Source organism: Sulfuricurvum sp. (assembly GCF_036279695.1).
Taxonomy (GTDB): domain Bacteria; phylum Campylobacterota; class Campylobacteria; order Campylobacterales; family Sulfurimonadaceae; genus Sulfuricurvum.
In genome coordinates this window covers 110,047-123,155 of record NZ_DASUIQ010000065.1, presented here as the reverse complement: position 1 = coordinate 123,155, position 13,109 = coordinate 110,047, and the positions used below count along the sequence as shown (strand labels likewise).

Annotated in this window: 13 protein-coding genes; 5 read left to right on the top strand and 8 right to left on the bottom strand. The window is 44.1% G+C overall.

The annotated features are described in order from the left end of the window. The coding region (ppsA, locus tag VFW36_RS06785) for a pyruvate, water dikinase (RefSeq protein WP_329658055.1) at window positions 1-2,114 on the bottom strand (2,114 nt) is incomplete at its 3' end. 69 nt (window positions 2,115-2,183) lie between these two features. On the opposite strand from ppsA, the gene VFW36_RS06780 reads away from it, so the two are divergent. Further along, window positions 2,184-3,764 (top strand): B12-binding domain-containing radical SAM protein, encoded by a 1,581-nt coding sequence (locus VFW36_RS06780; protein ID WP_329658054.1) that lies wholly within the window; start codon window positions 2,184-2,186, stop codon window positions 3,762-3,764. A gap of 125 nt (window positions 3,765-3,889) precedes the next feature. Here the strand turns inward: VFW36_RS06780 and VFW36_RS06775 are convergent, their stop codons facing one another. The 4 genes from VFW36_RS06775 to VFW36_RS06760 all read right to left on the bottom strand — a co-directional run bounded on the left by VFW36_RS06775 (window position 3,890) and on the right by VFW36_RS06760 (window position 8,059). After that, window positions 3,890-5,146, bottom strand: coding sequence for a porin (locus VFW36_RS06775; protein WP_329658053.1), 1,257 nt, complete (start codon window positions 5,144-5,146; stop codon window positions 3,890-3,892). 278 nt (window positions 5,147-5,424) lie between these two features. Continuing rightward, window positions 5,425-5,835 (bottom strand): hypothetical protein, encoded by a 411-nt coding sequence (locus tag VFW36_RS06770; RefSeq protein WP_329658052.1) that lies wholly within the window; start codon window positions 5,833-5,835, stop codon window positions 5,425-5,427. 13 nt (window positions 5,836-5,848) lie between these two features. Further along, window positions 5,849-6,574: a sulfur oxidation protein gene (locus VFW36_RS06765; RefSeq protein WP_329658051.1), complete on the bottom strand. Its 726-nt coding sequence runs from the start codon at window positions 6,572-6,574 to the stop codon at window positions 5,849-5,851. A gap of 84 nt (window positions 6,575-6,658) precedes the next feature. Then, window positions 6,659-8,059, bottom strand: coding sequence for an FAD/NAD(P)-binding oxidoreductase (locus VFW36_RS06760; protein WP_329658050.1), 1,401 nt, complete (start codon window positions 8,057-8,059; stop codon window positions 6,659-6,661). 321 nt (window positions 8,060-8,380) lie between these two features. Here VFW36_RS06760 and VFW36_RS06755 point away from each other — a divergent pair, with 321 nt between their 5' ends. Further along, window positions 8,381-8,680, top strand: a complete 300-nt coding sequence (locus VFW36_RS06755; protein ID WP_329658049.1) for a chorismate mutase — start codon at window positions 8,381-8,383, stop codon at window positions 8,678-8,680. Here the strand turns inward: VFW36_RS06755 and VFW36_RS06750 are convergent. Then, window positions 8,677-9,894, bottom strand: a complete 1,218-nt coding sequence (locus tag VFW36_RS06750; RefSeq protein WP_329658048.1) for a dihydroorotase — start codon at window positions 9,892-9,894, stop codon at window positions 8,677-8,679. The two genes, VFW36_RS06755 and VFW36_RS06750, sit on opposite strands and share 4 nt — an antisense overlap. Before the next feature lie 62 nt (window positions 9,895-9,956). Between VFW36_RS06750 and VFW36_RS06745 the strand changes: the two genes are divergently transcribed. From VFW36_RS06745 to VFW36_RS06735, 3 genes are read left to right on the top strand one after another with little or no spacing between them, the layout of a single operon-like run. Further along, entirely contained in the window at window positions 9,957-10,316 is a 360-nt protein-coding gene (locus VFW36_RS06745; protein WP_329658047.1) for a c-type cytochrome, read from the top strand. Beyond that, on the top strand, window positions 10,313-11,362 hold the full coding sequence (lpxB, locus tag VFW36_RS06740) for a lipid-A-disaccharide synthase (RefSeq protein WP_329658046.1): 1,050 nt from the start codon (window positions 10,313-10,315) through the stop codon (window positions 11,360-11,362). The genes VFW36_RS06745 and lpxB overlap by 4 nt, the downstream gene beginning before the upstream one ends. Further along, window positions 11,355-11,882: a hypothetical protein gene (locus tag VFW36_RS06735; protein ID WP_329658045.1), complete on the top strand. Its 528-nt coding sequence runs from the start codon at window positions 11,355-11,357 to the stop codon at window positions 11,880-11,882. Before lpxB ends, VFW36_RS06735 begins: the two co-directional genes overlap by 8 nt. A gap of 4 nt (window positions 11,883-11,886) precedes the next feature. Here VFW36_RS06735 and VFW36_RS06730 read toward each other — a convergent pair whose 3' ends face one another. Both VFW36_RS06730 and VFW36_RS06725 read right to left on the bottom strand, forming a co-directional pair. Next, on the bottom strand, window positions 11,887-12,672 hold the full coding sequence (locus tag VFW36_RS06730) for a hypothetical protein (RefSeq protein ID WP_329658044.1): 786 nt from the start codon (window positions 12,670-12,672) through the stop codon (window positions 11,887-11,889). Between the two features lie 53 nt (window positions 12,673-12,725). Next, on the bottom strand, window positions 12,726-13,109 hold the full coding sequence (locus VFW36_RS06725) for a thioredoxin family protein (protein WP_329658043.1): 384 nt from the start codon (window positions 13,107-13,109) through the stop codon (window positions 12,726-12,728).

The window sequence follows — 13,109 nt, the reverse complement described above, 5'->3', positions numbered from 1 at the left end:
CCGATACTGTAACCGTCGAAGATTTCCAAAAACTGATCGGCAAGAATCACATTGGAGGGGATTTCGCACATCGCGTAGATTTCCAAGCCGTTTTCTCTTTGCACCAATCCCGCTTCATTCATCACCGCAATCGCTCTACGCCCCTCATCGGGAGTACGGACGAAGGGGAGCATTACTTTGACATTAGTGAGCCCCATATCATCGCGTACCCTCTTCAGCGCTTCACACTCCCACTCAAACGCCTCTCGGTACTGCGGTGAGTAATAGCGGCTCGCTCCGCGAAATCCGATCATCGGGTTCTCTTCATCGCTCTCATACGCCGCGCCGCCGACCATGTGTTTGTACTCGTTGGATTTAAAATCGGTAGTGCGTACAACGACGGGACGGGGATAAAACGCCGCAGCGATCATCCCTACCCCCTCGGCAATCTTGTCGATGAAAAATTTCTTCGGATCATCGTATCCTCGCATTGCCGCTTTAATCGCTTTGTTTTCGCGTATTTTTTTGCCGTGTGAAAGTTCCACCAATGCCATCGGATGGGCTTTGACATAGTTGGTAATGATAAATTCCATCCGTGCCAACCCTACCCCATCATTAGGGAGTTTTGCAACTTTGAACGCACTTTCGGGATTTCCGACGTTCATATAGAGTTTTGTTTTCGTCGGGGTGAGATGCCCCAAATCGATGTGGATGATCTCATACGCAATCACCCCCTCATAAACCACTCCGATCTCCCCCTCGGCACAGCTCACCGTAACCTCGTCCCCCTCATGGAGAAGTTCGGTTGCATTGATCGTCCCGACAATAGCGGGGACACCGATCTCACGTGCCACGATGGCGGCATGACATGTCCGACCTCCACGGTTGGTGATGACGGCGGAAGCTTTTTTCATGATCGGTTCCCAATCGGGATCGGTGATGTCCGCGACGAGAACATCTCCGGCGTTAAAGCGTTCCCCCTCGGCGGGAGAGTGGATGATCTTGACACACCCTGAGCCGATTTTTTCCCCGATCGCTTTGCCGCTGAGGAGTATTTTTGCGCTCACTTCCCCTTTGTAGCGGTATTGCTCTAACGTGGTGTCGCTGAGTTTTTGGCTTTGCACCGTCTCAGGACGCGCTTGAACGATAAACAGTTCCCCCGTGAGACCGTCTTTCGCCCACTCGATGTCCATCGGTCGATATTCACCCGCATTGGCGGTGTAATGTTCTTCAATGATCAGGGCATATCGTGCAAGTGTCGCAACCTCTTCATCACTGATAGAAAATGTCTCTTGAAGCTCTTTGGGGGTGGAGAGGTTCATTGTATGGTGGCGTTCATCATAGGTCATCGTGAGGGCTTTGGAACCGAGTTGACGTTTGAGGATGGAGACTTTGTTCTCTTTGAGGGTCGGTTTAAAGACGTAGAATTCATCGGGATTGACACGACCGCCGACGATGTTCTCGCCAAGCCCCCAAATGGAGTTGATGAGGATGAGATTTTCCGAGCCGTTTTCGGTATCGATGGTAAACATAACGCCGCTGCTCGCCTTGTCGCTGCGCACCATTTTTTGTACCCCTACCGAGAGGGAAACGGCGAAATGGTCATACCCGCGGCTGTTGCGATAACTGATCGCACGGTCGGTAAAAAGGGAAGCAAAACAACGCTTGACATGCTCGATGAGCATCGTCTCCCCGCGCACATTCAAATAACTCTCCTGCTGACCCGCAAAACTCGCATCGGGCAGATCTTCCGCTGTAGCGGAAGAACGTACCGCGACATCAACCGACGGCGTACCGTATTCGCGTTCCATCGCACGATAACTTTCGGCAATTTCAGTTTTTAATACATCCGGCATTTCACCGCTGAGCATGAGAGAACGTATCGCATCCCCGCATCGGTTCAACGCTTCGATGTCGCTCAGATCGACACCGTTAAAAAACTGACGTATTTTCGGTTCAAAACTATTATGGGCGATAAAGAGTCGATACCCCTCCGCCGTTACGGCAAACCCTTCGGGAACTTTTACCCCGAGCGATTTGAGCGAGCCTATCATCTCACCCAATGAAGCGTTTTTCCCCCCGACCAAAGAAATATCCTCTAATCTCAACGAATCCAAAGTGCGAATATACTTCATATCTTCTCCCTTTAGCGCTTAGTAGCATTAGAATACCATATAATACGTTTATCTTTTATCGGAAAACCTATGCACACAATTTTACTCACTACGCTCAATGCCCGCTACGCCCATACTGCACTCGGTTTGCGCTACCTCTATGCCAATATGGGTGAACTGCAACCGATGACAAAGATTGTCGAATTTACGATGAATGAGCAAATACAAAGTATTGCCGAAGAGTTGCTCAAACACTCTCCTCGCATTATCGGAATCGGTGTCTATATTTGGAATGCGTCGCAGTGTTCGGAGCTGATCCAAACCCTCAAAAAAGTCTCTCCTCAAACCGTTATCGTCCTCGGCGGTCCGGAAGCAGCTCATCTGCCTCATCGTGTCGATCTTAGCCGTGCCGATTACATCATCAGCGGCGAAGGAGAAGTGGCGTTTTACGAGTTGTGTAAGGAGATACTTTCTCCCGTCATTCCGTGCTACGACACGGAATCTACTAAAACGCAAGAGATCCCGTATCAAGTACGGGATGACGAAAAAGAAGGACAACAGCACAAACAGCCTCATTTCATCAAAGCCCCGCTCCCCGATCTCAAATCGATTCACCTCCCCTACAGCGCTTATAACGATGAAGATGTAGCCCACCGTTATATCTACGTCGAAGCCTCACGAGGATGTCCGTTCGAGTGCGAGTTCTGCCTCTCCTCGATCGATGAAAAAGTACGAAATTTCCCCCTCGATCAGCTTCTCGAAGAGTTTGAAATCCTATGGCAGCGGGGGGCACGTAGCTTCAAGTTTATCGACCGTACTTTCAATTTGAATATGACGTTCGCCAACCGAATCTTGGATTTTTTCCTCTCCAAAGAGCCGCCCTACTTCGCCCATTTTGAAGTGATCCCCGATCATTTCCCCGAAGTACTCAAAGAGAAAATCAAACTATTTCCCGCCGGATCGCTTCAGCTGGAGATCGGTATCCAGACCTTAGATCCTCTCATCGCCAAAGGGATCAACCGACCATTAAAACTCGAAAAAATTGTCGAAAATCTCCGCTTTTTGGAAAACGAGACCCATGCGCATATGCACCTCGATCTCATCGTCGGGCTTCCGGGAGAGAGTATAGAGGGGTTCGGTCGCAATCTCGATACCCTAGTCTCACTCACCCACAGCGAAATACAGATCGGTATCCTCAAAAATCTCTCAGGAACGACCCTCTCACGCCATGACAAAGAGCATGGGATGATCTACTCAGATACACCGCCGTATGACATCCTCCAAAACAACCTTCTCAGTTTTGTGCAAATACAAAAGATGAAACGATTTGCACGGTTTTGGGATATTTTTTACAACAGCGGAAGTTTCACCAAAACCGTACCGTTGATATGGTCACGAGGGAGCGTATTCGATGGGTTCTACGCCTTTAGCGAGTGGATCTATACCCAAACCCTCTCAACGTGGAAAATATCCTTAGAACGCCAAATAGCACTCATCCATGCGTATCTATGTGAACATCATAATAAAGAGATCGTGGAAGCAGCTTTGATAGAAGATTTGGCAACGCGACCGGAGAAAACAATCCCGTTCTTCTTGCGACAATCGACACAAGAGAAAAAAGAAAAAGAGATCAAAGCCGTTACACCGAAACGACAAGCTAAAAGAGTTTAAAACAAAAGGGTGTTGAGAAGAGTGCCTGAGGGTGACGATTCCTCAGGCGGAAAGCTTAACATAAGGAGAATGTGTAGGACCCGAAGGCCCTGAGGTGGGATAAATCCCAAGTTCCCTAGAGGGAATTAGAATGGCAAAGTAGCAATCAAACGAATTGTATTGCGATCTTTGTTTGCATAGAAACCTGAAGCTGTATCAGGATCGATTGAAGTATAGATTGCTTGAAGATTTACAGGTCCTGCTTTTCCACTTGCTGATACATCCCAACCGGTAATACCTGAATTAACTGCATCACGATCACAATCGGTATAACTTGCGGCAAGTTTTACCCCTTCAACTACAGTAGATGCACCAACTTTAACGGCTTCAGTATCCGGAGCGGTAACGATACCATCCATATAGATAGAATCAAGACCGGTATAGATCATAGTTTTATCACCTGTTGATACGTTGGCAAAACCAAGAGTACCGTCTTTATCAGCTGAAGAGTATGCCGCATAAACATTTACACCGGAAACATCAACACCCGCTTTTACAGCCCAGATTTTAGAATCTTTTAGTGCTCCAAATTTATTATCAGGATCCATGTTTGCATATTGACCGCCAAGAGTTACCATATTCATAACTTTTGTGTCTGCTTGCAACCAATATGCTTTAGCAACATCAACTACGTTGTAATACCAACCTTGCATAGTTGTATTTGGAACGGATTTGTTTACAGCACCCAATGCATACGCACCTTTGCTACCGAATGTAGCGTAAGGACTGTTAGTCAAATCTGCTGTTTGCCCCGTACTAGTGATCAAAAGTGGTGCAGTATGACCATTTGCTGGTGTTGTACCAACACCCATACCATTGTGTTTTCCAACCCATGCACCGACCAATGTAGTGTCCGGAAGATCGTTGTTCAACATTACCGCAGCATCAAACGTATTTTTAACTACGTTCCATTTTTCGGTAAATGTTAATGGAGTATCAAGTTCCATACGACCTATTTTAACGGTAGTTTTGCCGAGAGTTGTTGCCAACCATGCTTGAGATGCAGCAGATGCATCATCTACTTGACCTGTCGCCATTACGCCGTTAACAAGGTTATTTTCCGCACCAAGAGTTGAAAATGCTTGCATTTCAGCGCCGGCACTTACACCAGACGTTAAATCAGCTGTTACACCAAGCGTTAATGAAAAGCCTGCACGCGCGGCTTCTTGTGTAGGTGTTGGAGAATCAACCCCTTGTTCAAAAAAACCGGTTTTTACACCGTCTTGTTGATCGGTTGTTTGATAGATAAATTTTGCTTGACCGTTTACTTTTACGTTATCGATAGCAAACGCACTTGTTCCCAATGCCATTACAGCGACTAAACTAAGTTTTCCTAATTTCATTCATTCTCCTCAGAAAAAAAACCGTTCGAGATAAGATTTACTTATTCCGAATCTTGCAACAATCATAACAATTAATTCTTAAACATATCTTGATTTATATATATTTTTTTAATAAACAGACAAATTTGTAATTGTGTGAGACAAAAATGTGATAAAAACAGTCAAACACCTCAAATAGGCAAAAACGGCGGCTTTGTATATTTAAAAAAGAAATAATTTTACAATAAGAGAAATGTTCAAAAGAGTTTTTATTCCCGAAATCGGGAATAAAGAAGAATTTACCAGTTACGGATTCGGATATGACAAGAGGTACATTGCTTAAGAAGCTGAGTATAGTCTTCAAGTGCATCATCCATACGTCCCGCTTCAATCGAAGCGATCATATCATCCGAATACATTCGAAGCATATGAGCCGTTTTTTGAGCAAATTTATAGGCGTATACCTGATCCTTCGGAAGAATAAATTTGATCTCTTCGCTTTCAAGCGTTTTTAGAGTTCCTTGAAGCTTTTTAACGCCTGCTTTCATATCGTCAGATGAACTATATAAACCGCCGCGTTGAATTTGCTCCATAGCGTCAAGCATTGTACGCATATCTTTCATCAACATCGTTCGATGATCTGTTCCGGCTCCGTTTGGTGCTCCGAATAAAACAGATGTCATCGCGAGTGCCATTAATACTTTTTTCATAACAACCCCTTTTTTAGTATTGAATGATTTCTTTTGAAAATTCGGTTAATTTAACCGTTTTTGCTGAGATTGAAACCAGTTTTTTTGCTTCAGCCGGTCCATTGTAGAACTCTTTTAATTCAGGACGAAAACTTTTGAAATAATCTTGAAATTTATCCGATCCTAAAATACCGACAGCCCAAAGTGTATCATCGGCTGCATGTTCGAGGACAACAGCATTCAGTGGTTGTGTTGCAGCACCGCCGAGTACTTTTGCACCCGCTCCGGCATCAAATGCTGAGAGATGGGAAGAACAGACGATAATGCCGCTTTTCTCATATGCCATCGTTTTTTTAGTTGTCGGCACATAACCGATGAAACTGTCATTCGGAGTCGGATGCGTCATTTGGTGAGTACAAATCGCCACATACGAAACGATGGTTCGATCTTTTCCGACACCGCTTTTCCATACGTATTTTTCACCGTTTTCAGAGGAAAGTTCAACATCTTTTCCCGTCGGTTTCGGTAGGTTGATCAACATACACGGGGTTGACGCATACGGATAATTGAAAATATAGGTTACCTCTTTTTCAAGCTGTGAAGCCTTAATCGGCTTTCCTGCCGCATCTACCAATTGCGTTTTTTCATACGCATTAAACAATGTACCGTCCGCCGCATACAGATTGCCTCGAATCAATGAGGGGCTAACCGCAATAACCGTTGCTCCGGCAACGACCTTTAAAAAATTTCTTCTGTCCATGATGTTTTCCGTGTGAATTATTTTGAGGAGTTAGTTTAGCAGAATTTTCTTTTACTCTCCGAGTGGAGAGTAAGATAACTTGTATTAATTAAACAAGTCGCGCATTGCGCCTTTGTACCAGTCATGAGTTGCTTTCGCAAGACCTGTAGTACGGAATTTACCTGACGCTTCATCTTTAGGAACGCTTCCTTTTGAACCGATAACCGGACCTGCAACCATAAATTCATGATTAACCATGATTGCTTCTTCAGGATTTTCACCGACCATTGAATAACATACGTTCGCACTTTTATACGGAAGTGCCGATGCAACACTATAGCTTTTACCGTGAAGGATATGAGCAATCTCTTTAGCACACTCTTTCCCTGACCAGATAGCTGATTGACCGCTCGGTGGGATAGCGTGTCCAACAACGTCACCGACAGCAAATACAGCTGCATCAGTAGCCGTTGCAAAAGAGACCGGTTTTTCAGGGCTAGTTGCCATTTTAACTTTTTTGAATCCGTCCGGAGTTGTCGCAACACCAGCCATCTCGATGACCGGATTTGACATATTGTGAGGAATAAAGTTGAAAATACCGTATTTGATTGTTTTGGTTGTTTTTGTCCCTTCGGTATCATCTTTGTCTTTGAATACCGTTTGAACGTACGTGATCTCTTTTTTATCGAAATCAACATCAGAAATTTTACAGTTACTTTCGTGAACTACGGCACCTTTATTGATTTCAGCCCATGATTCTTTGAACGCAGCACCTTTAGCAATTTCAGCTGTTTCGTTAAGGATAATAACTTTACCGTTCAATCCCTCTTTTTTCATGTAATTCGCGATCATGCTTGCACGCTCGAACGGTGCAGGAGGACAACGATATTTACCTGCCGGAACCGTGATAACAACATCTCCGTCTTCCATCGTTTTAACCAAACGATCCAATGCTACGTGTTCACCGCCCGGAACCAATGCCGCAGGTGCAACACGACGAGCTTTTGCGATTTTTGCATCTGACCATGTCGGGAATTGCCCTTTATAGTTATAGTCGATACCCGGTGCTAGGACAAGAATATCATAACCTACGCCGCCTTTAGAAGTATGAACCACTTTATTAACACGATCGATTCCGGTAACAACTGCGGTCAACATACCGTAACCGTTTTTCTCTACCGCTTGAGAATAGTCATGAGTCAAAGTACTAAGACTTACCCCTTTAAGTCCACCAAGATTACAGTTAGAGAATGGGCACGACATAAAGCTGTCATTTTTTTCGATAATCGCAACATCGAATTTAGGATCGATTTTTTTCAATTCTTTGGCAACGGTCAAACCGCCCCAACCTCCACCGATAATAACCACTTGATGTTTACCGAGCATTTTAACGGAAGTTCCTTGTGCACCCGGAGTTGCACCAGTTGCAGTTGTACAACCGGAAACAGCAGCTGCCGCTACACTAATACCGGCAAATTTAAATAAGTCCCGTCTTGAAATATTCATAATGAATTCTCCTTCATCTTCAAGTATAAGATTTTTGTATCAGCCAGCAGTCTATCTACGCTTAGCTTAATGATTTTTAAATATTATAATTTTTAATTTTATAGGTACTATAAGTAAAAATTAAATCTCACATTTTTATTTTGACTCTATCCGTTAAAATAGGAGTTTTAATCCATTTTTATCACATTTTAGCCACAAAGCAGCCTCTTATATTTTTATCAACTTCCATTTTTATGTGATAATAATGTGATGAGCGACGCGCCCACAACTTTATGCTATCATTATGAGAAATTAAAATTCCGTACAGGGAGAGTAAGAACCATGGAAGTCAATAATTGCCAAAGCCTAGAAGAGGTACGCAGCCATATCGATCAATTGGATGATCAAATCGTCGAACTGATCGCCGCTCGTAACGGCTATGTGAAACAAGCTGCCAATTTCAAACACTCACTCGAAGAGATCAAAGCCAATGAGCGCATGGAAGCGGTAATGGATCGGGTAAGATCGCGTGCGATGGAGTTCGGCGTCTCTCCCAATCTTCTCACAAAACTTTACTCCATCATGATCGATGCGATGGTTGAAGCGGAGATTTCAGAGTTTAGGAATGCCAAGTCCCTTTAAAACTTCGTTACTTCTCCCCGACAAAGAGCCATCACCACTTTCCCTTTTAGCGTCTCATTTTTATAAAGGCTATGGTGGTGCGGAACGCTCGTACTTTGCGCCGGATCAAACACAATACAATCACAAGATGAACCGATTTTGATCTCTCCCGCATCTAGGCCTATCTGCGCTGCGGGAGCGTGAGAAGCTACCTTGAGCAATGTTGCCATATCAATAATATTCTCTGAGATGAGATACGTATACAACAACGGCAAATATTCTGCGATAGAGGTCGTACCGACGTGAGCATCGTAAAAGGTAATATCTTTATGAATATCGGAGTTCGGCTGATGCAATGCGCTCAAAGAGTGTATATCTCCTCGTTTCAAGGCTTCTATGAGTGCAAGACGTTTGCTCTCATTGACCAGTGGCGGATTGATCTTCGCATCGGTATCAAAGCCTAAACATGCCGAATCGTTTTTAAAGAGGTGGTGGATCGATACTTCACACTCAACTGCGACACCGTTTTTACGAGCCTCGCTAATCAACTCGATGGAACGAGGCTCTTTTATACTTTTGAATATGATTTTGATTCCGAAATAGCGCGCGATCTCAATCATCGATGCGACATGAACCACTTCTGAAATCGGAGGTATCCCCGGCAATCCCAGCTGAGATGCAACGGCACCGTCGGAGATAACACCGCTCTCAATCAAACTTTTCTCTTCCGCTTTATAGAAAATAGCCTTTTCTGCCATTTTTGCGTATTGGGCGATACGGCTAATGAGATTGTAATCATTGATCGTCGATGTGTGCAGTGCAACGCACCCTTTTTTCAGCATGATAGCGATATTGCTCAACACACCCGTATCATTCAACGCGCTTACTGAAGATTCGATCGTCGCACCGTTTTGTGAATAGCGGTGTTGTTGAACAAACTCCAAAGTGATCTCATCATCGATTCTCGGGTGGGTGTCACTCGCTAATACGGCTGTCGTTACTCCCCCGCTCAGCGCACGGTAGGAGAGCTTTTCGAGGTTGGTACGACTGAGTTGAGCATCTTTAAGACGCACATCGGTATCGACTAACCCCGGAATCAGATAGCACCCCTCGGCAGATACTATTTCATCCCCGCTTAAATTTTCTCCGATCTCAGTAATGATCCCCTCTTCAATCCGAACATCGCCGCGACGTTCTCCGTTGATGTCGCAGATAATTGCCCCCGTTATGATCATAATCGCTCCCGTTCGCTATAATTACGCAATTTTAATCTAAGTAACGTTTAAAAAGGGTTAGAGTGTCTAAAATCATTCTCTTGATCTTACCGATGATGGTGCTAATGGCAGCACCTTCATCCTATGAACAAGGCAAAAACCTCTATTTCGCCAAAGGGTGCAGCGGCTGTCACGGCATCTCGGCGGGTGGAACCAATCAATACCCCGCCCTCGCTTATCGCCGTAAAGTGTTTTTGATGAATAAATTACAAAACTATCGCTCCAAACAAGGTTCTACACAACAATCCCAGCTTATGATCCCTTTTGCAATGGGACTCAGCGATAAAGAGATTGACGCATTGACCACTTTTTTTAGCGAGTATCACGAAAATAAAAGTAACTATAAACCTGATTTAGGTGCCAGAGGAGACGGGGGATCATGAAATTATTAGTCAGCGCACTCGAACATTCTGCCAACATCCATTTGAAATATCTGGTGAAAGAGCTCGGAGACGAAGTAGCTTTATCAGGGATTTTTGACAGTGCGTTAGGAGATAGTATCGTCGATTTGCGTTCTACTTCGATCATGGGGTTTGTCGACGCGCTCAAAAAGCTCCCTTTCTTTTTTGCTCTCAAAGATGAGATGGTAGAACTAGCTCGTGATGCCGACAAAGTCCTTCTCATTGATTCTTCGGGGTTTAATCTCCCCTTGGCAAAAGCGATCCGAAAACGCTATCCTGACAAAGAGATCATTTACTATATCCTCCCTCAAGCGTGGGCATGGAAGAAAAAGCGTATCCCCGTACTCGAAAAAACAATTACCAAACTCTGTTCAATCCTCCCGTTTGAACCCTCGTACTATTCCCCTAACGCTCCTATCGAATACGTCGGGCACCCTCTGCTCGATGAGATTACCATCCGCAAAACCGATCTGACACCCAGCGGAAAAATCACCTTTATGCCCGGCAGCCGTCCCGGAGAGATCAAACGACTTATGAGTATTTTCCGTGAACTGCGCACTATGATTGATACACGCGCATTGATCGTCATTCCGCCGCACTTCACCAATGAGCAGGTCAAAGAGCTTTACGGAGATATTTCGACGTTTGAAATCACCCATGAAGCGCATCAAAGCCTTGCTGATTCTGATTTCGCTTTTATCTGCAGCGGAACGGCAACCCTCGAAGCGTCATTGATCGGAACGCCGTTTGCTCTCGTCTATATCGCCAAAGCACTCGATTACGCCATTGGAAAACGGTTAGTGAAACTCGATTATGCGGGACTAGGCAATCTCCTGTTTTTTCATCAATACGGACGAGCCATTCACCCTGAGTTCATTCAAAACTCCGTCAATGCTCAAAATCTGTATAATGCTTATCAAGAAATGGATAGAGAAGCTTTTTTCAAAGACGCTTCCCATCTACGAGAACTTTTAGGGCATGGCAGTGCTAAACGTGTCAGCCAAATTATCAAGGATACCAATGCTTAGAATTTTTTCATGGATTCAAACCTCTAGTCGCAAATTTACGGATGAAAAAATCATCCCTTATGTTTTTACATTGAGCGACGAGCCGATGCTCTTTCGGGATATGCTCAAAACCAATAAAATGTACCATGAGGGGTTGAAATTAGAGGGGAAAATACCGGGATTTCGTCTCAGTATCGGACGAAGTTATCTCGTATTCATCGGACTTTGGCACCTATTTATCCTCCCTGTATCAGTTGCATTTCACCCCTTTTTGGCAAAAATCGACTGCCATCTGCTCATCATCATGGCAATCTTGTTTACGGGGATGTTTTTTGCGACGTACGCTATTTATAAAGAGTACCTCATCGATACGGTTGCTTTAAAAATCATCAAAAACGGATGGGAAAACCATTTTCCCCATTTTGATTATGACCTTCATGCTAAAGAAGTCGCAAAGATTTATTCGGAAGCGTTGGAAAAAGAGATCCCGCATAAAAATATACAGCTCTACATTTTAGATAAATTAGTAGAGAATAAATAATCCTCTAAAAAGCATAGATAAGATCAAGAGAAGCCTTATTATCGGGTTGATCCGCTTCTAAGCTTTTCGTGACACTAAGTGACGTTTTCAATTTTTTGTTAATTTTATGTTTGTGCGCTACTTTGATTTTTTTGTTCGCCCCAAGTGTCGGGTCGGAATATTGTTCCAACACATACGAAGCGTTGATCGTAGTGATGTTACCGTCTGAGTAGGTCACCCCAGTCGTATAACTGTAGGGGTTTCGGTACAAAGTACTCTCAGATGCGGGAACCTCCAATAATGAATAGCTCCCCTCCGCAAAGAGATTATAAATACCATTGAGTGGATAGTGGGCTTTGAGCACACTCGTATATTTCGTAGGCTCAGGTACATCATAGGCAGTTTTTACCGGTATTGTGACATTCTCCGCAGCGTTCAGAGACAACGAATCCCATAATGTTTGACGATACTGAAGTAAGAGATTTGTTTTTCCGCTGGAAGGGGTATTATCCACTTTGGGCTTGATGTATGAGCCTTGAACTTTTGCGATGAACTGATCATTTGAGTATTGGGCGCCCATCGACACGGTATCAGCAGTCGTATTTTTTTTCATATCGTAGATGATACGTGTCTCACCCCCCAATAGAGGAACTAAAGGGGCATTTTTCGTGTATTGCAATGCTTTTTTAGTACACTGATTCTGAGAATAAGCCCACGTCGGAAGAGAGCTATCACATGGTGTGACGACACTATAATCCGCCCCCATCAATGCCGTCGCGAACATTATCAAGATGACACTACTGCATCGCACCTATAAACACCTACCGCTTAGAACATGGTGAAATTATAGCGGAATCGAAAACGTTACTTTTTGTATTTTCCCAATATCCCGATAAATGAAGGGATATTTGCCGCACCGTCATAGCGACCGATCTTTTTACCATTCGCATCGAGAAAATGAAATGTCGGAGTCCCCATATACCCTAACCCATCAGGGATAAAATCGTTATGAATATCGATATGAACAGGGATGAAGTTTTTGTGTACCTCGTTAATAACTGCATTTTCCTCAAAAACGATGTCACTCATATACTCACATGCCGGACAGTTCTCCCTTGAAAGCATCACCATAACTTTTTTCTTCTCTTTTTTAGCCTGTGCTAATGCCGCATCATACGACGAAGCCCATTTGAGTTCGGCACTTGCCAGACTTGCCAACAATGAAAGTGCTAAGATTATTTTTCCCAT